General features: G+C 68.8%; 24 protein-coding genes. 19 read left to right on the top strand and 5 right to left on the bottom strand.

Translation table 11 applies throughout. The features are described 5' to 3' along the window. Positions 1-121: 121 nt before the first annotated feature. From AC1DB1_RS18390 to AC1DB1_RS18365, 6 genes are all read left to right on the top strand, one after another. On the top strand, positions 122-622 hold the full coding sequence (locus AC1DB1_RS18390; protein WP_477201838.1) for an EVE domain-containing protein: 501 nt from the start codon (positions 122-124) through the stop codon (positions 620-622). Next, positions 619-1416, top strand: coding sequence for a 2-phosphosulfolactate phosphatase (locus tag AC1DB1_RS18385; RefSeq protein ID WP_477201837.1), 798 nt, complete (start codon positions 619-621; stop codon positions 1414-1416). The genes AC1DB1_RS18390 and AC1DB1_RS18385 overlap by 4 nt, the downstream gene beginning before the upstream one ends. 41 nt (positions 1417-1457) lie before the next feature. Next, complete coding sequence (locus tag AC1DB1_RS18380; protein ID WP_271175886.1) at positions 1458-1760, top strand: DUF427 domain-containing protein; 303 nt, start codon at positions 1458-1460, stop codon at positions 1758-1760. A gap of 180 nt (positions 1761-1940) precedes the next feature. Continuing rightward, positions 1941-3128, top strand: coding sequence for a PQQ-dependent sugar dehydrogenase (locus AC1DB1_RS18375; protein ID WP_477201836.1), 1188 nt, complete (start codon positions 1941-1943; stop codon positions 3126-3128). A gap of 156 nt (positions 3129-3284) precedes the next feature. Continuing rightward, positions 3285-3716 (top strand): hypothetical protein, encoded by a 432-nt coding sequence (locus tag AC1DB1_RS18370; RefSeq protein WP_477201835.1) that lies wholly within the window; start codon positions 3285-3287, stop codon positions 3714-3716. Positions 3717-3827: 111 nt separating this feature from the next. Continuing rightward, the gene (locus AC1DB1_RS18365) at positions 3828-4355 is read left to right on the top strand and encodes a SprT-like domain-containing protein (RefSeq protein WP_271175883.1); all 528 of its coding nucleotides are present in this window, start codon (positions 3828-3830) and stop codon (positions 4353-4355) included. On the opposite strand, the gene AC1DB1_RS18360 is transcribed toward AC1DB1_RS18365, so the two are convergent. The 3 genes from AC1DB1_RS18360 to AC1DB1_RS18350 all read right to left on the bottom strand — a co-directional run bounded on the left by AC1DB1_RS18360 (position 4352) and on the right by AC1DB1_RS18350 (position 6143). Next, positions 4352-4969: a GNAT family N-acetyltransferase gene (locus AC1DB1_RS18360; RefSeq protein WP_477201834.1), complete on the bottom strand. Its 618-nt coding sequence runs from the start codon at positions 4967-4969 to the stop codon at positions 4352-4354. The genes AC1DB1_RS18365 and AC1DB1_RS18360 overlap by 4 nt on opposite strands. 68 nt (positions 4970-5037) lie before the next feature. Beyond that, positions 5038-5412 (bottom strand): cupin domain-containing protein, encoded by a 375-nt coding sequence (locus AC1DB1_RS18355; protein ID WP_477201833.1) that lies wholly within the window; start codon positions 5410-5412, stop codon positions 5038-5040. After that, the gene (locus AC1DB1_RS18350) at positions 5409-6143 is read right to left on the bottom strand and encodes an alpha/beta fold hydrolase (RefSeq protein WP_477201832.1); all 735 of its coding nucleotides are present in this window, start codon (positions 6141-6143) and stop codon (positions 5409-5411) included. Before AC1DB1_RS18350 ends, AC1DB1_RS18355 begins: the two co-directional genes overlap by 4 nt. 182 nt (positions 6144-6325) lie before the next feature. On the opposite strand from AC1DB1_RS18350, the gene AC1DB1_RS18345 reads away from it, so the two are divergent. Both AC1DB1_RS18345 and AC1DB1_RS18340 read left to right on the top strand, forming a co-directional pair. Further along, the gene (locus AC1DB1_RS18345; protein WP_477201831.1) at positions 6326-6883 is read left to right on the top strand and encodes a dihydrofolate reductase family protein; all 558 of its coding nucleotides are present in this window, start codon (positions 6326-6328) and stop codon (positions 6881-6883) included. Positions 6884-6960: 77 nt separating this feature from the next. Next, positions 6961-7569, top strand: coding sequence for a CGNR zinc finger domain-containing protein (locus AC1DB1_RS18340; RefSeq protein WP_271175878.1), 609 nt, complete (start codon positions 6961-6963; stop codon positions 7567-7569). 61 nt (positions 7570-7630) lie between these two features. Here the strand turns inward: AC1DB1_RS18340 and AC1DB1_RS18335 are convergent, their stop codons facing one another. Beyond that, positions 7631-8707: a hypothetical protein gene (locus tag AC1DB1_RS18335; RefSeq protein ID WP_477201830.1), complete on the bottom strand. Its 1077-nt coding sequence runs from the start codon at positions 8705-8707 to the stop codon at positions 7631-7633. A 98-nt stretch (positions 8708-8805) separates the two neighbouring features. On the opposite strand from AC1DB1_RS18335, the gene AC1DB1_RS18330 reads away from it, so the two are divergent. The 4 genes from AC1DB1_RS18330 (at position 8806) to AC1DB1_RS18315 (ending at position 11654) form a co-directional block, all read left to right on the top strand. Then, a complete protein-coding gene (locus AC1DB1_RS18330) occupies positions 8806-9243 on the top strand; it encodes a MarR family winged helix-turn-helix transcriptional regulator (protein ID WP_477201829.1) in 438 nt (145 codons plus the stop codon). Positions 9244-9310: 67 nt separating this feature from the next. Beyond that, positions 9311-10057: a LamB/YcsF family protein gene (locus AC1DB1_RS18325; protein WP_477201914.1), complete on the top strand. Its 747-nt coding sequence runs from the start codon at positions 9311-9313 to the stop codon at positions 10055-10057. Beyond that, positions 10057-10755, top strand: coding sequence for a 5-oxoprolinase subunit B family protein (locus AC1DB1_RS18320; protein ID WP_477201828.1), 699 nt, complete (start codon positions 10057-10059; stop codon positions 10753-10755). The genes AC1DB1_RS18325 and AC1DB1_RS18320 overlap by 1 nt, the downstream gene beginning before the upstream one ends. Then, positions 10752-11654: a 5-oxoprolinase subunit C family protein gene (locus AC1DB1_RS18315; protein ID WP_477201827.1), complete on the top strand. Its 903-nt coding sequence runs from the start codon at positions 10752-10754 to the stop codon at positions 11652-11654. Before AC1DB1_RS18320 ends, AC1DB1_RS18315 begins: the two co-directional genes overlap by 4 nt. 71 nt (positions 11655-11725) lie before the next feature. Here the strand turns inward: AC1DB1_RS18315 and AC1DB1_RS18310 are convergent, their stop codons facing one another. Continuing rightward, positions 11726-12595 (bottom strand): spermidine synthase, encoded by an 870-nt coding sequence (locus tag AC1DB1_RS18310; RefSeq protein WP_477201826.1) that lies wholly within the window; start codon positions 12593-12595, stop codon positions 11726-11728. A 118-nt stretch (positions 12596-12713) separates the two neighbouring features. On the opposite strand from AC1DB1_RS18310, the gene AC1DB1_RS18305 reads away from it, so the two are divergent. The 7 genes from AC1DB1_RS18305 to AC1DB1_RS18275 all read left to right on the top strand — a co-directional run bounded on the left by AC1DB1_RS18305 (position 12714) and on the right by AC1DB1_RS18275 (position 24412). Continuing rightward, positions 12714-13241: a hypothetical protein gene (locus tag AC1DB1_RS18305; RefSeq protein ID WP_477201825.1), complete on the top strand. Its 528-nt coding sequence runs from the start codon at positions 12714-12716 to the stop codon at positions 13239-13241. A gap of 7 nt (positions 13242-13248) precedes the next feature. Beyond that, complete coding sequence (locus AC1DB1_RS18300) at positions 13249-14403, top strand: sensor histidine kinase (RefSeq protein WP_477201824.1); 1155 nt, start codon at positions 13249-13251, stop codon at positions 14401-14403. After that, complete coding sequence (locus AC1DB1_RS18295; protein ID WP_477201823.1) at positions 14400-15116, top strand: response regulator; 717 nt, start codon at positions 14400-14402, stop codon at positions 15114-15116. The genes AC1DB1_RS18300 and AC1DB1_RS18295 overlap by 4 nt, the downstream gene beginning before the upstream one ends. 129 nt (positions 15117-15245) lie before the next feature. Continuing rightward, positions 15246-16343 carry an SDR family oxidoreductase gene (locus AC1DB1_RS18290; protein WP_477201822.1) on the top strand — a complete coding sequence of 366 codons (1098 nt, stop codon included), beginning with the start codon at positions 15246-15248 and terminating at the stop codon, positions 16341-16343. 271 nt (positions 16344-16614) lie between these two features. Beyond that, a complete protein-coding gene (gene rpoB / locus AC1DB1_RS18285; RefSeq protein ID WP_477201821.1) occupies positions 16615-20112 on the top strand; it encodes a DNA-directed RNA polymerase subunit beta in 3498 nt (1165 codons plus the stop codon). A gap of 44 nt (positions 20113-20156) precedes the next feature. After that, positions 20157-24032, top strand: coding sequence for a DNA-directed RNA polymerase subunit beta' (locus AC1DB1_RS18280; protein WP_477201820.1), 3876 nt, complete (start codon positions 20157-20159; stop codon positions 24030-24032). Positions 24033-24181: 149 nt separating this feature from the next. Then, positions 24182-24412, top strand: coding sequence for a hypothetical protein (locus AC1DB1_RS18275; protein ID WP_271175866.1), 231 nt, complete (start codon positions 24182-24184; stop codon positions 24410-24412). The last annotated feature ends 48 nt before the right edge of the window (positions 24413-24460 follow it).

Genomic DNA, 24460 nt, shown 5'->3' with positions numbered 1-24460 from the left:
CAGTGACCAGTTTGGCCGCGTCGGCGGTGACCGTCGAGGTCGCCAGACGGATTGTGGACGGATCGCCGCGGCACGACGCTGTGGAGGCGGCTGTGACGGAGGCATGCGCTACAACTGGAGCATGGCGATCCGGTACTGGCTGGGAGTCGTGCAGCAGGATCACGTGCTGCGCGGTGTCGCTGCGGGCATCGCTCAGGTGAACCACGGCGCCAAGGCACCGCTGGAGCAGATGCGGCCGGCCGACGGCTTCGTGTACTACTCGCCGAAGACCGCGTATCCCGACGGCGATCCGCTCAAGGAGTTCACCGCCATCGGCCGCATCGCGGATGATGACGTGTACCAGCTCACGCAGGGTCCGACGATGCGCGGTCCCGCCGGGGACTTCCGACCCTGGCGTCGCCGGGTCGAGTGGGAGCACGACGCCGTCTCGGCGCCGATCCGTCCGCTGCTCCCTGTGCTCGATTTCACGAGGGACAATCCGAACTGGGGCTACCAGCTGCGCCGTGGCGTGATCGAGATCTCGCGCCACGATTTCGAGCTGATCCGCCGCCAGATGCGTCGTCCGTCACCCGACGAAACGCACCGCGGCGGCCGCTCCGCTCGGGCTACGATGGCCCGGTGACCCAGCCAGCCACCCCTAGACACGCCGCAGAGCCCAGCCCAGAACCGACGCCGCAACCGACCCCGAAACCGAACGCCGCAGCGCTGTCCGTGCCCGCCGCGCACACGCAGGCGAAGTACCAGGTGCGCTTCGACTGGGGTACGGATGGCGCGGTCGCGACCGCGGCCGATGCAGACATCGTCGTCTGGGTGGATGTGCTCCCTCCCGTCACCGGCACCGGCACTGGTGCCGAGACCGGGATCGATCCGCGCGCGACGCGGGGCATCAGTTCATCGGCCGCCGTCGTCGCAGGTGGCTTCACCACCGCGACCGCCGTCGCGCAGTGGATCCTCGACGAGCAGGTGCGGCTCGGCCGTCGCGCCTTCATCTCGATCGTCGCAGCGGGCGCGACCAGCGCATCCAGCGCATCCGGCGCGACCAGCGCATCCGGCGCGACCAGCGCATCCGGCGCGACCAGCGCATCCGGCGCGACCAGCGCATCCGGCGCGACCAGCGCATCCGGCGCGACCAGCGCATCCGGTTCCCCGCGCTTCGCCGTCGAAGATCAGCTCGCCGCCGGCGCGATCATCGACGCCCTCGCCGCTGCCGGCATCGACTACGCGTCTCCGGAGGCGGCGGCAGCGTGCGCGTCGTTCACGGGCCTGCGGGGCGCCGTCGCGCACCTGCTCACGGCGTCCGTATCGGGGCAGGAGCACATCGCGGCCGGGCGGACCGCCCCCGAGCTCGCCGCGCTCGGTCGCCTCGACACCGAGTCGTCTGTGACGATTCTGCGAGCGCCCTCAGCACTGGAATGATCGGTGCACCTCCCGTGTTGCCGAATGCAGGAGGTTCACCCATGAAAGCTGTTCTGAACGACACCGTCATCGCCGAAGCCCCGGAGTCGGAGCTCATCCGCATCGAAGGCAACTGGTACTTTCCGCCGGCCAGCGTCAACGCCGACCTGCTCGAGAAGAGCGACACCCCGTACACGTGTCCGTGGAAGGGCGAGTGCCAGTACTTCTCCGTGAAAGACGGCGGCGCCCTGCTGCAGGACCGCGCGTGGAGCTATCCGACGCCGTACCCCAGCTCGTTCGAGCGGGTCGGCAAGGACTACAGCAACTACGTCGCGTTCTGGAAGGACGTGCAGGTCGTCGAGTAGACGGTCATCGACCCGGCCTCCGATCCGTCCATAGACGGGTCGGAGGCTCTTTGCGCAAGCGCCCCTCCCGGATGATCCGGAGGGGCGCTCGCGCGTTCGGACATCCCGACCTGTACGTCTTCGCACCGCGCGGCATTACGATGACCTGCACGAAGCGCAGTCGGAGAGGGAGGCGGCGCCATGAGCCGAGGGCACCGAGGGGTCAGGACGGCTGCGGTGATTCTGGTGGGTGTGCTCGCCGCTGCGATCACGCTGACGGGATGCACGCAGCCATCGCCGAAGCCCACCGCGACGCGCACCGTCACCCCCACCCCGCGCCCGACCCCGTCGAGCACATCGACCGCGGTCCCCGCCATCCCGTGGCAGCCGAGCGGCCACACGACGACACTCGCCAGCGGCCTCGACGCACCCTGGTCGATCGTGCCGCTCGCGAGCGGCTCCACCCTGATCAGTCAGCGGGACGACGGCACCATCATCGAACGGATGCCGCAGGGCGAACTGCGCACGGCCGGCATCGTGCCGGGCGTCGAGCACGACGGCGAGGGCGGCCTGCTGGGCCTCGCCGTCCAGAAGGTCTCCGCGCCGCCCTTCCTGTACGCCTACGAGACCACCGACGACGACAACCGCGTCGTGAAGCTGCCCCTCACCGGTGTTCCGGGCAGCTACGCGATCGGCCCGCCGGTCAACGTGATCACGGGCATCCCGAAGGCGTCGAATCACGACGGCGGCCGGATCGCCTTCGGGCCCGACGGGATGCTCTACGTCACCGCGGGCGACGCCTCCAACGGTTCGAACGCCCAAGACCTCACGTCGCTCGGCGGCAAGATCCTGCGCCTGACCCCGGATGGCGGCGTGCCCGCCGACAACCCGTTCCCCGGCTCGCCCGTGTGGTCGTACGGGCATCGCAACCCGCAGGGGATCGGCTGGGACGCGTATGGCACCATGTGGGCGAGCGAGTTCGGGCAGAACACCTGGGACGAGCTCAACATCATCACAGCCGGCTCCAACTACGGCTGGCCGAACGTCGAGGGCATCGGCAAGGATCCCAAGTACAAGGATCCCGTCTACCAGTGGCCGACCGACGAGGCGAGTCCGAGCGGCCTGGCCATCGCGGGGGACACCATCTTCATGGCCGGGCTCGGTGGCGAGCGGCTCTGGACGATCTGGCCGACGGCCGGACACGCCCCGGTGACCGTCAAGGCGTTTTTCGACGGCGACTTCGGGCGGCTGCGCGACGTCGTGGTGCACGGCAACGACCTGTGGATTCTCACGAACAACACGGATGGTCGCGGAAGCCCGCGCGACGGCGATGACAAGCTCCTCAAGATTCCCCTGGTACCGGCGCAGTCGCTCAGCCAGCCGGGCTAGTCTGGTGGGGTACCACCGACCTGGAGCAGAACCCTGAGCATCATTCTCGGCTACGATCCGTCCACTCTTCGCGAACGCGTCGACCTCCGCGCCGCCGGTCTCCGTCTCGACGAACTCGGAAGCCTGCGGAGCCTCAGCGCGCTCAATGAGAAGGCGGTGCTGCTCCGGTTGCTGAACCGCCTCGACGAGGCGATGGATGTGGCGAACGAGGCGGTGCGACAGGCGCGCTTCACCGGCGATCGCGAGCAGCTTCTCGGCGCTCGGGTGCGCCGGGCGCAGGTGCTGCAGTTCCAGGGCAAGCTCGATGAGGCGATCACCGAGCTCACCGGATGCGTCGACGAGTCCCGCGCGCACGAGTGGACCGCCCTCGAGGCCTTCGCGGCGCAGAACCGCGGTAAGGCCTACTTCGACGCGAAAGACTACGAGAACGCGCTGGCCGACGTCACCGCCGCCGTCTTCCTGCGCGAGAAGCTGGGTGCCTCACCCACCGAGATCGAGAGTTCCCTCATCGCCGTCGCCGTCGTGCAGTCGTTCGTCGACGAGAACTCGGCGGCCAAGATGCCGGATGCCGGGGACGATGCCCGCTGATCCGGGCGGATCACGGCGGCTCGGCCCTGGAACGGGGTCGGTGTCACCGCGTAGGATGCGGGACATGATGGAACCGGCCGCGACGATGCCCCGCACACGGGGAGAGCGCTGATGGCCGAACTCGATCGGGTGCGGCGCTGGGCGAACGCCCTGATCGCGCTGCATCTGGACACGCAGGTGTGGTCGTTCGACTTCGACAACGCCAAGACCCGCGCCGGACTCTGCAACTACACCGCGAAGCGCATCACGGTCTCCCGGTACCTCGCCTCGCGTTACGACGACGACGAGATCCATCAGATCCTGCTGCACGAGGTTGCGCATGCGCTCGCCGGATCCCGCGCCGGTCACGGCCCCCGCTGGCGGACCATCGCGCTGGATCTCGGCTACGAGGGCAAGCGCCTGCACGGGGGCGCGATCGCGGACGACCTGGCGCCCTGGGTCGGCACCTGCCCCAGCGGCCACACGCACTACCGCTACCGCAAGCCGGCGCGCGCTCTCGCCTGCGGTGCGTGCTCACGCCGGTTCGACGCGGCGAACCTCATCTCCTGGCAGCACCGCGAGGTCTCGCCGGCGCAGCGCCGCATGGCCGCCTCCGCCGCCAGTGAGCTCGACGGCCCGCCGCGTCTAGGGCCCGCTTAGGCGTCGACCGGCGGCTTCGCCAGTCGTGACTCGAGCCCGGCGCGAACTTCCGGCCACTCCTCGCGCAGCACAGAGAACACCGCCGTGTCGCGCCACGTGCCGTCGGCTCGGCGCTGGGTGTGCCGCAGCACCCCCTCCGGCTTCGCGCCCAGCCGTTCGATCGCGGCGCGGGAGCGGGCGTTCAGCACGTCGGCCTGGAGCTTGACCCGCTCGAAGCCGTTGTCGAACGCGGCCCCGAGCATCAGGAGCTTGGTCTCGGCGTTGACCCGCGTGCCCCAGACCTCGGGTGCGTAGGCGGTCCAGCCGATGTGCGTCGACTCGTTCGCGAGGTCGAAGTCTCCGAGCGTCGAGGTGCCGACGATCCGGTCCCCCTGGTCGTGCAGGCAGATCACGTACACGTTGCCCGCATCCCACTGCAGATAGTCCACGATGAACGAGCGCCACTCCTCGTAGGTGTCGCGGTAGGCCGCGGGCCCGCCACCCCAGCCTCCGGCGAAGACCTCCGGATGCCCGATCGCGTCGAAGAGATCCGGGAGGTCCGCGAGGGTGAGGGCCCGCAGGCGCACCATGGCGCCGTCGAGGGGGAGCGCGGGGTCGGGGCGCGTGGCGGTCATCCGCCTATTATGCCCAGACGGTCGGGCGACAGGCTCGCGACGCCGTCGTGGCCGTCGTGGCCGTCGTCCTAGGTGACGTCCACGAACGAGGCCAGCGGCCGCCCGGTCTCGACGAAGTAGGTCGAGAGCATCCGGCCGGTTCCGGGTCCCAGGTCGAGTGCATTGTGCGGTGTCCCCGGGGGCATGAGGAACGGGTCGCCGGCGTGCAAGGTCAGCGATGCGCGCCCGGCAATCTTCATCTCGACGGTCCCTTCGAGGATGTAGCCGACCTCCTCGCCGGGGTGGGTGTGCCACCCGGATTCCACGCCCGCGGGGATCTCGGTGAGCACCTGGACGATCTCCCGCCCCGGAACGGAGGACTCCTGGCGCTGCAGTTCTGTCCGTTTGAGCTTGCTGGCGAGGGCGTCGTCCGGCGTCTCGGATCCGGCCGGTTGCTGCGTCACTGCGAGACCGCTTTGAGCGCCGTGAGGATGACGTCGGCGACCGCTCGCGGCTGCGAGATCATGATGACGTGCGATCCCTCCAGCTCGGTGATGGTCGCGTTGGCCCGCTTTGCCATGGACAGGATCACGTCGGCGCCTGCCGCTGTGTCGCCGGTGGCGACCACCGCCCACGACGGCAACGTCTTCCACGCGGGGGTACCGGACTTCTCGTCGAAAGCCGACGCAGCCACCGGCCGCTGGGATGCCGCGAGCACGGCGGATTGCGCCTCGGGCAGGTCGCCCGCGAACACCTGATGGAACGACTCGGGATTCACGTAGAGCTCGACGGCGGTCTCGGTGCCCGAGCCGGTGGGGAACGTGCGCTGAAGCAGTGCCGGCCCCAGCACGCTGTCGCGAGAGGTCCCTTCGACCTCGCCGAGAACCTCGTTCTCGTCGGGGGCGAAGGCGGCGACGAAGACCAGGCCGACCACGTTGCTGGCATGCGTTGCAGCATTCGAGATCACCGCGCCCCCGTACGAGTGTCCGACGGCGAGGACGGGCCCGTCGATCTGTGCGAACACACTGGCGGTGTACGCCGCGTCGCTGGCGATTCCACGCAGCGGGTTGGCGGGAGCGAGGACGCGCACACCGGCCGCGAGGAGCAGTTCGCTGAGGGCGGCCCAACTTCCCGCGTCGGCGAATGCTCCGTGGACGAGCACGACGGTCGGTGACGAGGTGGATGCGTCGGTCATGAGTGATCCTTTCGATATTCGAAGTGGGGGAGGTCACCGAGTGTGAGTATCGCTCATGTTGGCACGAAGGCTGGACCGTGGCAATGGGGCGGCGGGCCGCTGGTCGATTGACGACCACGCAGAGTTCGACCACGATGATGGGACGCCTTTCGATGACACCGACAACAGGAGAGGAGCCGGTGATGGGGACGATCGCAGTGCACGAGTTCGTCGCGCTCGACGGCGTGTACGAAGACCCGAGCTGGACGTTCGAGTTCGGGTTCGACCCGAGGATGGGCGAGACGCTCGCGGCGATCACGGGTGGGGCGGACGCCATCCTGCTCGGCCGGCGCACGTTCGAGATGTTCGCGCCGGCGTGGTCAGGCCGCACGGCCGACGAAGACCCGGGCGCGCCGTTCTTCAACGACACCGAGAAGTGGGTCGTGAGCTCGTCGCTGAGCGATGGGGACTGCGCGACCGTCTGGCGCAACTCCCGCTCGCTCGGCGCCTACGATCCCGGGGCCATCCGCGCCCTGAAGGACAGCGTCGAGGGTGCCATCTACATCAGCGGCAGCGGATCGCTCGTGCGGGCGCTCCTCGCCGACGGGCTCGTCGACGCGCTGCACCTGTTCGTGTATCCGGTCGTGCGCGGCACGGGGGAACGGCTGCTGGGAACGGACGGAGAGACGACGAAGCTCGCGCTCGCGGCGTCCGACGTCTACGAGAACGGCGTCGTGCACCTGGAGTACGCCACCGCCTGACGCCACCGCCTGACGCCTGGTCCGACGCCTGGCCGGCCGATTACTGCCGCGATCGCGTAACCGAATATGTTGGTTAGATGGCTACAGAATCGATCCTGCCCCGCGGTACCGGTCAATGGATGGATTCGAGCGACGGCCAGCGCTGGTGGTTCGACTCGGGATCGCTGGCCCTCGACTTCGCGTACACCGGCGGGCCCGACCATCCAGGGGAGCAGCGGGAGACCGTACGCGACGCCGCCGGTTTGAACGACTGGCTGACCGATCGATTCCCCGAGGTGGCTCCGACCGCCGGCGAGCGCGAGTTCACGGATGCCGGCACGCTGCGCTCCTCCATCGGGCGGCTGGCCCGCCAGGCGAGCGACGGCGACGGTCTCGCACCCGACGACATCGACATCGTCAACCTCTTCGCTGCGATGCCCGACATCCCGCCGGTGCTCGCGGGGGGCGGGCGTCAGGCCGGGCGCAGCAACGCGCGGCCGCATCAGGCGCTGGGAACCGTCGCCCGTGACGCCGTGCGGCTCTTCGGGGCCGAGGCGGGCGGCCGCATCCGGGAGTGCTCGGCGGACGACTGCCGCCTGGTCTACCTCGACACCTCTCGCAGCGGCAACCGACGCTGGTGCTCGATGCAGCGCTGCGGCAATCGGGCCAAGGTGCGGGCGCACCGCGCCCGGGCGGCGGCCGACTAGAACTGCGGCGGACTGGCGGGCGGCCGGCCCGGACACCGGGGGACCGGCCGCCCGCATCCGGCTACGCAGCGACCACCGACTCCTCTTCTTCGCGCGTGACCGCAATGCTCTCGTCGGCGATCCGGCGCCGACGGACGCTGAGCAGGTGCGTGACCGCGATGAGCGCGACGCCCGCCGTCGCCCAGAGCGCGAGGCGCAGCCCGTCGAATCCGAAGACCTGGCCCGGGAAGTACGTGAGCGAACGCGCGGCGTCCAGCCAGGCCGCGCCGTTCCAGAACGTGTTGAGCCCGGCGAAGAACGCCGGCTGCATGGTCTGCGGGAAGATGCCGCCGCAGCTGGTGATGTTCAGCATGACGAAGAGGATCGTCAGCGTCGGCGTCGTCCACCGCCCGAGAACCGGATGCAACCCGACGCCGATCGTGATGATGCCGAACGAGTAGAGCGAGGCGAGCAGCCAGATGCTCCACTCGTTGCCGTTCAGCACCTGGAAGATGGGGCCCGCGACGACGGCGCCGATGCCTGCGATGACCAGCCCGGTGGCCGCGGAGATCGCGACGCGCCAGCCGATCCCGAGCTTGCCCGCGACCGCGGCGATGGCGATCGCGGCGGCGTAGGAGCCGACCGTGAGGGCCACCATCAGGAAGAACAGTCCCTGACCAGTGCTGTCGTGCACGCCGGTCGGCCGCACATCATCGACCGTCACCGGCAGCTTCTGCTCGTAGGCGATGGGGAGGAAGATCTTCTGGGCAGCGGACGCGACGGTCTCCGACGAGGCCGTCGACACGATGATCGTCGCGTGTCCGCCGTCCACCTCATAGGCCGCCGCGAGCTTCTGGTGCTCGACGAGGTCGCGCGCCTTCGCGGCCGTGCTGACCGTGGTGACGTCGAGCTCGGTCGACGCCTTGTCGTTCATGGTCTGCGCGAACACCTGCGCTGCCGGCCCCTCGCCCACGATCGCGACCGGGAGGTCGTGCGGCGCCGGCTGGTGGAACGCCCCGAGGTAGGCGAGCGCCATCCCGGCTCCGAGGATGAGCGGGATCAGCAGGTGGGAGCCGAGGTGCTTCCACAGGGTCGCGGGCGGCCAGAATCGAGGACGCTGCACCGGTGGGAGCAGGGGGGCGACGCGATGTGCAGACATGCGGGTCCTATCTGAGAGGAGGAGGGGAGTCAGCGCGAGTTGCGCAATGCAACATATATTGTTGCACAATGCAACCAGTCGGTCGATAGGCTGTGCTCATGACCGGCCACGACCGCGCTTCCTCGATCGCCACCGTGCAGGAGGAGCTCACCACGATCGCCCGGCGGGGCACCGCGCGCGTCCGCCGTGAGAACGAGGCGCTGTCGTTCGTCGACCAGTCCCTGCTGTCGTACATCGCCGCCAACCCCGGATGCCGCGCCATCGACATCGCGTCGCACTTCCAGCACAACCGTTCGACCGTCTCCCGTCAGCTCGGCGCGCTCGCTGAATTCGGCCTCATCACGTCGACGGACGCGGAGTCGGGCCGAGCACGGGGGCAGGCGCTGCGGCTCACACCGGCGGGCGAGGCGTCCATCCGCACCTCGTCGGAGACCCTGCTGACCGCTCTCACCGAGCGGTTCGCTGGCTGGTCGCCCGACGAGATCGAGGCGTTCGCCCGGATGCTCCGGCGGTACAACGACATCTCCGAGGGCTGATCGCGCCAACCGTTCCGCGCAACTTCGATCAGTACAACTTCGGCACAATGGAGGGGTGGACCGCACCATCGACCTCAACAGCGACCTCGGGGAGTCGTTCGGCGCCTGGACGATGGGCGACGACGCGGCGATGCTCCGTCTCGTCACCAGCGCCAACGTCGCCTGCGGATTCCACGCCGGCGACCCGGTGACGATGCTCGGCACCTGCCGGATCGCCGCCGAGAACGGGGTGGCGGTCGGCGCCCACGTCTCGTACCGGGATCTCGCCGGGTTCGGCCGCCGCGCCATGGACGTGCCGGCAGAAGAGCTGTACGGCGACGTGCTCTATCAGCTGGCCGCGCTCGCCGGCGTCGCCCGCGTCGCCGGTGCGCCCGTCACCTACGTCAAACCGCATGGCGCCCTCTACAACCGGATCGTCACCGACCCTGCGCAGGCCGAAGCGGTCGTGCGGGCCGTCGCCGCGTTCGACGGGGGCTTCGCCCTGCTGGGGCTCGCGGGGTCGGCCGTCGACGACGCTGCCACGAGTGCGGGCATCCGATTCGTGCGCGAAGCGTTCGTCGACCGGGGGTATCTCGCCGACGGCACGCTCGTCCCGCGCGGCACGCCCGGGGCGGTGCTGAGCGGTGACGACGCCATCGCACAACGCGCCGTGCGGCTGGCGACGGAGGGCCGTGTGACCGCAGCCGACGGTACCGAGATCGCGGTCGAGGTGGACTCGCTCTGCGTCCACGGGGACACCCCGGGCGCCGTGGCGATGGCTGCTGCTGTCCGCGACGCGCTCGAGGCGGCGGGCGTGCGGGTGGAGGCGTTCTGATGGCGGCGGCGCGGCGCATCCTGCCGAACGGGGACCACGCGCTGCTCGTCGAGCTGGACAGCCTGGCTGCCGTGCTCGACCTCTACAGCGAGCTGGAGCGGACGCGCCCGGCAGGCGTGGTCGACCTGGTGCCTGCCGCGCGCACCATCGGCGTCAGCCTCGATCCGGCCGTGCTCCCCGTGAGCGTCGCGCACGGCTGGCTCTCGGCGGCGGAACCGGGGGAGGCGTCGCACGGTGACTCCGTGGAGACCGTCGAGCTCCCGGTGCGATACGACGGCGACGACCTCCCCGCGGTGGCCGAGCTCCTAGGCGTCTCCGTCGCCGAGGTCGTCGCCCGCCACACCCGCACGCTCTGGCGGGTCGCATTCTGCGGGTTCGCGCCGGGGTTCGCCTATCTCGTGGTCGACCAAGGGGGCCTCGTCGTCGATCAGAAGAGTCTCGACGTCGACCAGGGGAGCCGCGGCGCCGACCACGGCGGACTCGTCGTGCCTCGGCGGGCGACACCGCGCACGAGCGTTCCCGCGGGTTCGGTCGCGCTCGCCGGAGAGTTCAGCGGTGTCTACCCGCGGTCCAGTCCGGGCGGCTGGCAGCTGATCGGCACGACGGACGCCGTGCTGTGGAACGAGGACGCGCGCCCGCCGCAAAGCCCGGCGCTGCTCAACCCCGGGACGGTCGTGCGCTTCAGGGAGTCGTCGTGAGCCTGCGCATCCTGGAGCCGGGACCGCTCGCCCTGATCGAGGATCTGGGGCGGCCCGGCCTCGCCGCCATCGGCGTGAGCGCATCCGGAGCCCTCGACCGCCCCGCCCTGCGGCTGGGCAATCGCCTGCTCGGCAACGACGAGGGATGCGCGGGCATCGAGTTCCTGCTGGGCGGTGCCACGTTGCGCTTCGAGGAGCCGGCGTGGTTCGCCGTCACGGGTGCCGTGGTGTCGCTCGAGCTGGACGGGCGACCGGTCGATCCGCACGACGCGGTGCACGCGGAGGCCGGAGCGACGCTGCGGATCGGGCGGCCGACGGCCGGCGTGCGCAGCTACCTGACCGTGCGGGGCGGAGTCGACGCGCATCCGGTGCTCGGGTCGCGCTCGCGCGACGTGCTCTCGGCTCTCGGGCCGGCCCCGCTGGCTGCCGGCGACGTGCTCGCGGTGGGGGAGCATCCGGTGCAGGCGGTGCCACTGCTCGACTTCGTGCCGGTGGCCCTCCCTGCCGACGGGGTCGTCGAGGTCCGCGCGCATCGCGGGCCGCGGGCCGACTGGTTCCTGCCGTCGGCGATCGACGCGTTCTATGACAGGGAGTGGGAGGTGAGCGCCGAGAGCAATCGGATCGGGGCGCGCCTCGATCCGGTGCGGGCCGCCGCCCACCGTGCAGGATCGGAGCCGCATCCGTCGCCGGTGCTCGAGCGCGCAGTGCTCAGCGAACTGCCGAGCGAGCCGATGGTCGCCGGCGCGGTGCAGGTCTCGCCCGACGGGCGCCCGACCGTGCTGCTCGCCGACCACCCGGTGACGGGCGGCTATCCCGTGATCGCCGTCGTGGCTGACGCCTCACTCGACGCGTTCGCCCAGCTCCGCCCGGGTCAGCGCCTAGCGTTCCGCCACGCCTGAACGCGAGTCCGGGCGAAATCGTCGTCCGGCACGAACCGAACCTGATTTCTCCCGGACTCGATTGCGACGGGCTAGTCGCGACGCGTTCCGGTCTGGAAGATGTTGCGCGCGGGCGGAGGAGAAGGCACGCTCGTCGCATCCGTCACGATCGGAGCGCCTGCCGCGAACGCCGTGAGCTCTGCGCCGGCGACCGCCTTGGCCGGATGCGGACCGCTCGCCAGCAGGCGCGGCAGCCAGTCGAGGGGCAACGACGCATTCGAGCCGACCAGCACCACGTTGCCGAACCGGCGCCCCTTGAGCACCTGGGTCTCTGCGAGGGCGGCGATGTTCTCGACGACCGCGCCGAGCGTGGCGACCTGGCTCCGGGCGAAAGCCAACGGAGGGCCGTCGGCTACATTGACCAGCACGATGCCGTCGGGGGCCAGCAGCGACACCGCCGAGCGGTAGAACTCGACGCTTGTGACGTGCGCGGGGGTGCGGGCTCCGCTGAAGATGTCGATCACCAGCAGGTCGACTGAGCCGCGCAAGCCGCCGGGCAGCTTGCCGACCACCTCGCGGGCGTCGCCGTGCCGCACGCGCACCTGGGCGTAGCGGGGAAGTGGGAGGTGCTCGCGCACGAGGTCGACGAGATTGCTCTCGAGCTCGACGACCTGCTGGCGCGATCCGGGCCGGGTGTACGCGATGTACCGCGGCAGGGTGAGCGCTCCGGCCCCGAGATGCACGGCGGTGATCGGCTGACCGGGCTCCCCGATGAGGTCGATCACGTTGCCCATGCGCTGGATGTACTCGAAGAACAGCTGCGACGGGTCGTCGAGATTCACGTGCGACTGCGGGGTGCCGTCGACCACCAGCTGGAAGGAGCCGGGCACGAAGCGATCCGGCTCGATCACGGCGCGGTATCCGCTCTCCTTCAGGACGACCGACGGATTCTCTGCTGCCACGACGTCAGCCTAGTCTCCACCCGCCGCTCCACCCGTGGGTGGTGCCGCCGCCGCGGCCCTGTCGCGAGACTCGAAGAGGCCGGGAATCCGGCACTCGACTTCGAAAGGCTTCACTCCCATGACACTGCAGACGATCGGCAACGCGCTCCTGATCCTGGTGCTGATCGGCTGGATCGGCTTTCGCCAGATGACCTGGCGCCCCGTGGCCGTGAGCCGGATGTGGCGGGTGCCCGCCATCATAGGGCTGGTCGGGGTCGTCATGCTCGTGCAGACGGTCAAGCCGGCCGCGCTCACCGCCCTCGACCTGGGCGTGCTGGTGGTCGAACTGGTCATCTCGCTGGGGATCGGCGCGTGGATGGGCTCGATCGCGCACTTCCGCCGGCTGCCGGAGCCCGTGCAGCTCGGGCGCGACGGACGCGACCGGCGCGACCTCGCTCTGTACGAATCGCGCACCGGCGCGTGGGGTCTCGTGCTGTGGATCGTCGTCGTCGCGGTGCGTGTCGGGATCGACGTGCTGGCCGGGATGGCCGGGTCGCACCTCGCCGCCTCGACCGGCGTCATCCTGCTGATGCTGGCCGCCAACCGCGCCGCCCGCACCGTGGTCTTCGCCGCGCGACTCGATCGGCACGCCGCTGTCACAGCATGATGGACGTGTGAACACTTCGACGTCGCCGAGCTGGTTGGCCTTCGCGCTGAACCTGGTCGGCGGCGTCGTCGTCAGCTGGTCGCTCATCGTGAACGACACGACCGGCCGACCGACCTGGGTGCTCGCGGTCGCGCTCGTCTCGACCGGTGCATGGATCGCGCGCGGCATCGCGGTGCTGTTCGGCTACGGCACGGTCAGCGTCGCCCTCAGCATCCTCTCCGCCTTATTGGGCGGGCTCGTCTCCGCGCCCACCAACGGCGTCGCGGTGGTGCCGGCAGCGGTCGGCGTGCTCGCGGTGATGGCGACGGTCGCGGTGCCGGCGTCGATCGGGTTCGGACTCTCGCTGGTGACGATCGCGCTGATCGCCGTCGGCGCCGTCCCGTTCGGCACGCCGGTCGTCGCGGTGCTCGCGATGATGGGCGGCGTTCTGCTCGCGACTTTCGCGGGCCTGAGCCGGCGTCAGTTCCGGCAGAGCGAGCAGCAAATGGCACTCCTGCGCGAGCGTGACCTCGCGATGCGTGAGGAGGCATCGCGCATCGCGATCGCCCGCGACCTGCACGACGTGCTCGCGCACAGTCTCGGCGGCCTGGTGATCCAGCTGGATGCCGTGGAGGCCCTGCTCGAGGCGCGCGACGTTGAGGCCGCGACGACGCGGGTCTCGGATGCGCGGGCGCTCGCGGCCACCGGGCTGAGCGAGGCGCGTCGTGCGGTCGCGGCGCTCCGGGACCCGGCCGGTGAAGAGGGCCCGGTGGAGCCGGACGCGTTCCAGACCTCGGTGGCCGACCTGCTCGCGGCGCATCGTTCGCTGGGCGGTTCGGTGGACGTGACGACGGCGGGGGAGCCGGTGCGGTTGACGGCCGCCCAGGCGGCGGCGCTGCAGCGCGCAGTACAGGAAGCGCTGAGCAATGCGCGCAAGCACGCCCCGGGCGAGCCGGTGCGGATCTCGATCGAGTGGCCGGAGGCCGGGCAGAACGGGCGCGTGCGCCTCACCGTCTCCAATCCGCTGACCGGGGATGGGCGCACGGCGCTCGCCGCGTCCGGTGGCCACCACGGCATCGACGGGATGCGCGAACGCTTCGCCGCTCTTCCGCTCGGCGGTTCCGCCGCCGCCGGGGTCGAGGGCGACCGATTCGTCGTCACGGCCGAAGCGGTGCTGCGATGAGCGCGGGCGGAAGCATGCCGGGAGCGGGCGCAGGTGGCGTGGACGCCGAGCCCGCCATCCGGGTCGTGGTCGCCGACGACCAGGCGATCATCCGCGACGGTCTCGTGACCGTGCTCTCGCTGCTCCCCGATGTGGAGGTCGTCGGCGAGGCGGCCGACGGTGCTCAGGCGGTGGCGGCCGCCGTGCGCGAGCATCCGGATGTCGTGCTGATGGATCTCCGGATGCCCGTGCTCGACGGCGTCGCCGCGACGGAGCGCATCGTGCGCGAGGTGCCGGGCACGGCCATCCTGGTGCTGACCACCTTCGCCGACGACGAGTCGATCCTGGGGGCGCTGCGCGCCGGCGCGAAGGGATACCTCACGAAAGACGCCGGCCGCGCGGAGCTGGCAGCGGCCGTGCGCGCGGTCGCCCGCGGCCAGTCGACCTTCGCGCCGGAGGTCGGCGCCCTGCTCGTGAACTCACTCACGGCTGCGGCGGCCGGATCGGCCCCGGCGACGGTCGCGTCGCCGCCCGACGCGCTGGTCGCCCGCTTCCCGCAGCTCACCCGGCGCGAGGCGGACGTGCTCGCGCTGGTCGCCGACGGTCTGAGCAACGGGGAGATCGCGGCGGCCCTCTTCGTCAGCGTCGCGACGGTCAAGACGCACATCAACTCCCTCTTCGCCAAGCTGGCCGTGCGCGACCGCGCGCAGGCGATCGCCCTCGTGCGCTCCTGAGCGCGCCCGGCGCGTTGCCCGCGACTTTCGGAGTTGCGACGCCGCACCGCGCGTGTCCAACCGCCGAGAGGTGCCCGCGAAAGGCCCGAAGAGGTACCGCATGCCGCGACACCGGGGGAGGATCAGGACATGACTGCACAGGTACTGGTGACGGGCGGGTCCGGTTTCGTGGGTGCGCACTGCGTGCTCGCCCTGCTGAAGGCCGGATACGAGGTCCGCACGACCATCCGGACACCCGGCCGGGCCGCCGACGTGCGCGCCCAGCTGGCCAGAGGCGGGATCGACGACGCGGGCGACGCCCTCACGTTCGCCGTGGCGGATCTGACCTCCGACGACGGCTGGGCGGCGGCCGTCGACGGCTGCGAGTACGTGCTGCACGTGGCGTCACCGTTCCCGGCCACCCAGCCGAAGGACGAGAACGACCTCATCGCCCCCGCCCGAGACGGGGCGCTGCGCGTGCTCCGGGCGGCGAGGGATGCCGGGGTGAAGCGCGTCGTGCAGACGTCGTCGTTCGCCGCGATCGGCTACGGGCACCAGCCGACCGACCGCCCGTTCACCGAAGAAGACTGGACCGAGCTCGACAGCGGAGTCCACGTCAGTGCGTACCCGAAGTCGAAGACGATCGCGGAGCGCGCGGCGTGGGACTTCATCGCCGCCGAAGGCGGGGCGCGGGACGGCGCGGCCCTCGAACTCGCGACGGTGAACCCGGTGGGCATCCTCGGCCCGGCGCTCGGCAGCGACTATTCGACCTCGGTGCAGCTCGTCAAGGCGATCATGGAGGGGCGTCTGCCGCGGCTCCCGAGGGTCAGCTTCGGCGTCGTCGACGTGCGCGACGTCGCAGCCCTGCACTTGCTGGCGATGATCCGCCCCGAGGCGTCGGGCGAACGGTTCCTGGCGATCGCGGGCGACGTGATCGGTGCGCAGGAGGCCGCCCTGCTCATCCGGGGTCATCTGGGCACCGCGGGCGCGCGGATCACGACGAAGGAGATGCCCGACTGGGTGCTGAAGACCCTCGCGCCGTTCAGCCGTTCGGTGCGGGATGCGCTCCCCGACATCGGCGCGGTGCGCCGGGCGAGCGCAGAGAAGGCGCACCGGATGCTCGGCTGGACGCCGCGCACGCGCGAGGACGCCATCATCGCCACCGTCGACTCCCTGCAGCGCCTGCGTCTCGGGGCGGAGTCGCACCTTCCCGGCGGCGCTGAAACCGGCTCCGCAGGCTGGGAATAGCGGGGGAATGGGTGGGGTTATACAGGAGTCGGCGCGCATGGTCAAGAAAAGACTGGACACGGCGCGTCTATTTGACATATAGTTGTTCTTTGCGCTCCCTGACGAACATCTGCCTTCATATTGCGGTCGGCTCTGCTATTCGGATGTGCGCGCCTGGGCTCCAGAAGGAGTCAGATAGGCGCCGAAGACATCCCTGGGAGTTCTCGTTCACAAACTACTCACTCTGACCGACAGTAACTGAGGCCCGACGGGGCCCACGGAGGTTATTTCCTTGGCTGCTGCGCGCAACGCAACCAATAACGACAAGACACCCAAGAACGGACGGAACGCATCCCGTCTCTCGTTCGCAAAGATCACAGACACCCTCACCGTTCCCGATCTGCTCGCACTGCAGACCGAGAGCTTCGACTGGCTCGTCGGTAACGACGCGTGGAAGGCTCGCGTCGCCGAGGCCGAAGAGCAGGGCCGACAGGATCTGCCCAGCAACACCGGTCTCGAGGAGATCTTCGAAGAGATCTCCCCGATCGAAGACCTCGGCGAGACGATGCAGCTCTCGTTCACCAACCCGTTCCTCGAAGAGAAGAAGTACTCGATCGACGAGTGCAAGGAGAAGGGCAAGACCTACTCCGCTCCTCTCTACGTCGAGGCCGAGTTCATGAATCACCTCACCGGTGAGATCAAGACGCAGACCGTCTTCATGGGCGACTTCCCCCTCATGACCGAGAAGGGCACCTTCGTCATCAACGGCACCGAGCGTGTCGTGGTGTCGCAGCTCGTCCGCAGCCCGGGCGTCTACTTCGAGCGCACGCCCGAGAAGACGTCGGACAAGGACATCTACTCGGCTCGCATCATCCCGAGCCGCGGTGCCTGGCTCGAGTTCGAGATCGACAAGCGCGACCAGGTCGGCGTTCGCATCGACCGCAAGCGCAAGCAGTCCGTCACCGTGTTCCTCAAGGCACTCGGTCTGACGAGCGAGGAGATCCTCTCCGAGTTCAAGGGCTTCCAGTCGATCGAGCTCACCCTCGAGAAGGACGCCATCCTCACGAAGGAAGAGGCGCTCAAGGACATCTACCGCAAGCTGCGTCCGGGCGAGCAGGTCGCTGCCGAGGCCGCGCGTGCGCTCCTCGACAACTTCTACTTCAACCCGAAGCGCTACGACCTGGCGAAGGTCGGTCGTTACAAGATCAACCGCAAGCTCGGGATCGACGCTCCGCTGAGCGACTCGGTGCTGACCGTGAGCGACATCATCGCCACGATCAAGTACCTCGTCTCGCTGCACGACAACCAGACCACCTTCTCGGGTGTGCGCGATGGCAAGGCTGTCGAGATCCGTCTCGACGTCGACGACATCGACCACTTCGGCAACCGTCGCATCCGCGCGGTCGGCGAGCTCATCCAGAACCAGGTCCGCACTGGTCTGTCCCGCATGGAGCGCGTCGTCCGCGAGCGCATGACCACGCAGGACATCGAGGCCATCACGCCGCAGACCCTGATCAACGTGCGCCCCGTCGTCGCCGCGATCAAGGAGTTCTTCGGAACGAGCCAGCTCTCGCAGTTCATGGACCAGAACAACCCGCTCGCGGGTCTGACCCACAAGCGCCGCCTCTCGGCCCTCGGCCCCGGTGGTCTGAGCCGTGAGCGCGCCGGTGTCGAGGTCCGTGACGTCCACCCGTCGCACTACGGCCGCATGTGCCCGATCGAGACCCCGGAAGGCCCGAACATCGGCCTGATCGGTTCGCTCGCATCGTTCGCGCGGATCAACTCGTTCGGTTTCATCGAGACCCCGTACCGTCGTGTCGTCAAGGGCAAGGTCACCGAGACCATCGACTACCTGACCGCCAGCGAGGAGGACGACTTCATCGTCGCCCAGGCCAACGCTCCGCTGACCGCTGACAACCACTTCGCAGAAGACCGCGTCCTGGCTCGTCAGAAGGGTGGCGAGGTCGACCTGATCCCCGCCGACGAGATCGGCTACATGGATGTCTCCCCGCGCCAGATGGTGTCGGTCGCGACGTCGCTGATCCCGTTCCTCGAGCACGACGACGCCAACCGCGCCCTCATGGGTGCGAACATGCAGCGCCAGGCGGTGCCGCTCGTCCGCAGCGAGAGCCCGCTGGTCGGAACCGGTATGGAGGGCTACGCAGCCATCGACGCCGGCGACGTGCTCATCAACGACAAGGCCGGTGTGGTCTCGGAGGTGTCGGCTGACGCCGTCACCATCCAGCTCGACGAGGGCGGCACGAAGACCTACTACCTCCGCAAGTTCGACCGCTCCAACCAGGGCACGTCGTACAACCACCGCGTGATCGTCAGCGAGGGTGACCGGATCGAGGCCGGAGAGGTCATCGCCGATGGCCCCGCGACCGAGAACGGCGAGCTCGCACTCGGAAAGAACCTGCTCGTGGCATTCATGCCGTGGGAGGGTCACAACTACGAGGACGCGATCATCCTGAGCCAGAACCTGGTGAAGGACGACACCCTCTCCTCGATCCACATCGAGGAGTACGAGGTCGACGCCCGCGACACCAAGCTCGGTAAGGAAGAGATCACCCGCGATCTGCCGAACGTCAGCCCGGACCTCCTGGCAGACCTCGACGAGCGCGGCATCATCCGGATCGGTGCCGAGGTCCGCCCCGGCGACATCCTGGTCGGAAAGGTCACGCCGAAGGGCGAGACCGAGCTCTCGGCCGAGGAGCGCCTGCTTCGCGCGATCTTCAACGAGAAGAGCCGCGAGGTGCGCGACACCTCGCTCAAGGTTCCTCACGGCGAAGAGGGCACCATCATCGGTGTCAAGGTCTTCGACTCGCAGGACGGCGACGACGAGCTCGGCTCGGGCGTCAACCAGCGCGTCGTGGTCTACATCGCCCAGAAGCGCAAGATCACCGCGGGTGACAAGCTCGCCGGCCGCCACGGCAACAAGGGTGTCATCTCCAAGATCCTCCCGGTCGAAGACATGCCCTTCCTCGCCGACGGCACGCCGGTCGACGTCATCCTCAACCCGCTGGGTGTCCCCGGACGAATGAACTTCGGCCAGGTGCTCGAGATCCACCTCGGATGGATCGCCAAGCAGGGCTGGGAGGTCAAGGGCAAGCCCAAGTGGGCCGCCCGTCTCCCCGAGGCCGCGCACAGCGCCGCCCCGAACACCAAGGTTGCGACCCCGGTGTTCGACGGTGCTGCCGAGGCCGAGATCGAGGGCCTGCTCGACTCCACGAACGTGACGCGCGACGGCGACCGTCTCATCGGATCCTCCGGTAAGACCCAGCTGTTCGACGGCCGTTCCGGTGAGCCGTACCCCGATCCCGTATCGGTCGGTTACATGTACATCCTGAAGCTGCACCACCTGGTCGACGACAAGATCCACGCCCGTTCGACCGGTCCGTACTCGATGATCACCCAGCAGCCGCTCGGTGGTAAGGCGCAGTTCGGTGGACAGCGGTTCGGTGAGATGGAGGTGTGGGCCCTCGAGGCCTACGGTGCCGCGTACGCGCTGCAGGAGCTCCTGACCATCAAGTCGGATGACATCCTCGGCCGCGTCAAGGTGTACGAGGCCATCGTCAAGGGTGAGAACATCCAGGAGCCGGGCATCCCGGAGTCCTTCAAGGTGCTCATCAAGGAAATGCAGTCGCTCTGCCTGAACGTCGAGGTCCTCTCGGCCGACGGCCAGGCGGTCAGCCTGCGCGACGCGGACGATGAAGCGTTCCGTGCCGCCGAAGAGCTCGGCATCAACATTTCCTCGCGCTTCGAGTCCTCGTCGATCGACGAGATCTGAGCCAGACCATTACTGACGAAACTTTTTCCAGGAAAGAAGGAAAATTGCTCGACGCAACAACTTTTGATGAGCTGCGTATTGGCCTGGCCACCGCTGACGACATCCGTCGCTGGTCCTACGGTGAGGTCAAGAAGCCCGAGACGATCAACTACCGCACGCTGAAGCCCGAGAAGGATGGTCTGTTCGGTGAGCAGATCTTCGGGCCGAGCCGTGACTGGGAGTGCTCGTGCGGCAAGTACAAGCGTGTCCGCTTCAAGGGCATCGTCTGTGAGCGCTGTGGCGTGGAGGTCACCAAGTCCTCCGTGCGCCGCGAGCGCATGGGCCACATCGAGCTCGCCGCTCCGGTGACGCACATCTGGTACTTCAAGGGTGTCCCCAGCCGTCTCGGCTACCTGCTCGACATGGCGCCGAAGGACCTCGAGAAGGTCATCTACTTCGCCGCCTACATGGTGATCGAGGTCGACGAGGAAGGCCGTCACGCCGACCTGCCCGGACTTGAGAACGAGCTCCGCCTCGAGATCAAGACCCTGTCCGACCAGCGCGACAGCCGCATCGCCGACCGCCTCCAGCGTCTCGAGACCGATCTCGCCGCGCTCGAGGAAGAAGGCGCCAAGGCCGACCAGAAGCGTCGCGTCAAGGACACGGCCGAGAAGGAAATGGGCCAGATCCGCAAGTCGTACGACGAGGACATCGCTCGTCTCGAGCGCGTGTGGGAGTCGTTCCGCACCCTCAAGGTCGGCGACCTCAAGCCCGAGGACGCGGACTTCAACGAGCTCGTCGACCGGTTCGGCCTGTACTTCGAGGCCTACATGGGCGCCGAGGCGATCAAGCGTCGCCTGCTCTCGTTCGACCTGGCCGCCGAGGCCGAGCTGCTCCGCGACCAGATCGCGAACGGCAAGGGTCAGAAGAAGATCCGCGCGATCAAGCGTCTGCGCGTGGTCTCCTCCTTCCTCGCCACCGGCAACTCGCCGGCCGCGATGGTGCTGGATGTCGTCCCGGTCATCCCGCCGGAGCTTCGCCCGATGGTGCAGCTCGACGGTGGCCGGTTCGCGACCAGCGACCTGAACGACCTGTACCGCCGCGTGATCAACCGCAACAACCGTCTGCGCCGCCTGCTCGACCTCGGGGCTCCCGAGATCATCGTGAACAACGAGAAGCGCATGCTGCAGGAGGCCGTCGACGCACTGTTCGACAACGGCCGCCGCGGCCGCCCCGTGACGGGTACCGGCAACCGCGCCCTCAAGTCCCTCAGCGACATGCTGAAGGGTAAGCAGGGTCGTTTCCGCCAGAACCTGCTCGGAAAGCGCGTGGACTACTCGGGCCGTTCGGTCATCATCGTCGGTCCGCAGCTGAAGCTGCACCAGTGCGGTCTGCCCAAGCAGATGGCGCTGGAGCTGTTCAAGCCGTTCGTGATCAAGCGCCTGATCGACCTGAGCCACGCTCAGAACATCAAGGCCGCCAAGCGCATGGTCGAGCGTTCGCGTCCGCAGGTGTGGGACGTGCTCGAGGAGATCATCCGCGAGCGCCCCGTTCTGCTGAACCGCGCACCGACCCTGCACCGCCTGGGCATCCAGGCCTTCGAGCCTCAGCTCGTCGAGGGCAAGGCCATCCAGCTGCACCCGCTCGTCTGCGCCGCGTTCAACGCGGACTTCGACGGTGACCAGATGGCTGTGCACCTGCCGCTGTCGGTCGAGGCCCAGGCCGAGGCCCGCATCCTGATGCTCGCATCGAACAACATCCTGAAGCCGTCGGACGGCCGTCCGGTCACCCTGCCCTCGCAGGACATGATCATCGGCCTGCACCACCTCACCACCGTGCGCGAAGGCGCCGAGGGCGAGGGACGTGCGTTCTCGTCGGTCTCCGAGGCGATCCTCGCCAAGGACCAGGGTTCGCTGCACCTGAACGCCAAGGTCAAGATCCGTCTGAACGACTACGTTCCGTCGGACGCCGCTGACACGGGCGTCGAAGGCATCACCGCCATCGTCGAGACGACCCTCGGTCGCGCGCTCTTCAACGAGACGCTTCCGGCGGACTACCCGTACGTCGAGGAGGTCGCCGACAAGGGCGTGATCTCGGGCATCGTGAACGCTCTCGCCGAGCGTTACCCGAAGGTCGAGGTCGCGGCTGCGCTGGACCGCATCAAGGACGCCGGTTTCTACTGGGCCACCCGTTCCGGTGTGACGGTGTCGCTGAGCGACATCCTCACCCCGCCGAACAAGCCGCAGATCGTGGCCGGCTACGAGAAGAAGGCCGCCAAGGTCACCGCCGAGTTCGAGAAGGGTCTCACGACCGACCTCGAGCGTCGTCAGGAACTGGTGAAGATCTGGACCGAAGCGACCAACGAGGTCGCCGAGGCCATGCGCGCCAACTTCCCGGCCGACAACACCATCAACCGCATGGTCACGTCGGGCGCCCGTGGTAACTGGCTGCAGGTGCGCAACATCGCCGGTATGCGTGGTCTGGTGAACAACCCGAAGGGTGAGATCATCCCGCGCCCGATCATCTCCTCGTACCGCGAGGGTCTGTCGGTGGCGGAGTACTTCATCGCGACGCACGGTGCCCGTAAGGGTCTGGCCGACACGGCCCTCCGTACCGCCGACTCGGGTTACCTGACCCGTCGTCTGGTGGATGTCTCGCAGGACGTCATCATCCGTGAGGACGACTGCGGCACCACGAAGGGTCTCGACCTCCCGATCGCCGCTCCCGGTGCTGACGGCGTGCTCGTGCGCGACGCCAACGTCGAGAACTCGGTGTTCGCCCGTACCCTGGCCGCCGACGCCGTGTCCCCCGAGGGCACCGTCGTGGCCAATGCCGGAGACGACGTCGGAGACGTGCTCATCGACCGCCTGGTCGCTGCCGGCGTCACCGACATCAAGGTTCGCTCGGTGCTGACCTGCGAGTCGGCCGTCGGTGTGTGTGCTGCCTGCTACGGCCGCTCGCTCGCCACCGGCAAGCTCGTCGACATCGGCGAGGCCGTCGGCATCATCGCGGCCCAGTCGATCGGTGAGCCCGGAACCCAGCTGACCATGCGTACGTTCCACACCGGTGGTTCCGCATCCGCAGACGACATCACGCAGGGTCTTCCCCGCGTGCAGGAGCTGTTCGAGGCCCGCACCCCCAAGGGTGCGTCCCCGATCGCCGAGGCTGCCGGACGCATCACCATCGAGGACACGGAGCGCAGCCGCAAGGTCATCCTGACCCCGGACAGCGGCGACGAGCCGCACGCCTACCCGGTGCTCAAGCGCTCGACCCTCCTCGTCGAGGACGGTCAGCACGTCGAGCTCGGCCAGCAGATCATCGTCGGCGCCGTCGACCCGAAGGAAGTTCTTCGCGTCAAGGGTGTCCGTGAGGTGCAGAAGCACCTCGTCGGTGGTGTGCAGGGCGTCTACCGCTCGCAGGGTGTTCCGATCCACGACAAGCACATCGAGGTCATCGTGCGGCAGATGCTGCGCAAGGTCACCGTCGTCGAGCACGGCGACACCGACCTGCTGCCCGGTGAGCTGGTCGACCGGTCGAAGTACAACGAGCTCAACCGTGCTGCTTTGACCGCCGGCAAGAAGACTGCGTCTGCTCGCCAGGAGGTCATGGGTATCACCAAGGCGTCGCTCGCAACCGAGTCGTGGCTGTCGGCCGCGTCCTTCCAGGAGACCACCCGCGTTCTGACGCAGGCGGCCATGGAGGGCAAGTCCGACCCGCTGATCGGTCTGAAGGAGAACGTGATCATCGGAAAGCTGATCCCGGCCGGTACCGGTCTGGCTCGCTACCGCAACGTCACGGTCGAGGCCACCGAGGAGGCGAAGGCGGAGCGTTACCCGAACCGCATCTTCGCCGACGACTCGGCCTTCAGCGAGAACGACCTGAGCTTCGTCGACTTCGACAGCTTCAGCTCGGATGACTACACCCCCGGAACCTACAACTAAGCGTTCGTAGCTTTCGTACGACGAACGGCCCCCGGTGCTTCGGCATCGGGGGCCGTTCTCGTTGTGCGGCGGGGTGTTGGCTGGCCGGGTCCGCGCTGGCCGGGTGCGCGCTGGCCGGATGCTCAGCCGTGCGATGCGACAATGGGAGCATGTGGCGACAGCTTCTCGAATACACCGACACCGCCGGCCGCGCGATGGTCGGTGTCGCCGCCGTGCTGCTCGTCGTCGCCGTGCTGAGCTTCGTCGCCGGCGTCGTGCAGGCCGCCACCGGGCACGCCGCGGTCACGCTGCCGTACTGGCTCACCACGATGGGCGGCGCCGTCGTCGCCGGCGTGCTCGTCTACCTCGCCAGCCGCCGCGCGGACATCCGCCGCCGCTGACGCGCGCGCCGCGCCCGCCGCCCGCCCGCGCCCGCCGCGTCGCCGCGC

The sequence above is a fragment of the Leifsonia sp. 10N434 genome (assembly GCF_056394405.1).
Note: the sequence above shows the minus strand (reverse complement) of the source record. Positions and strands in the feature narration are given on the sequence as shown.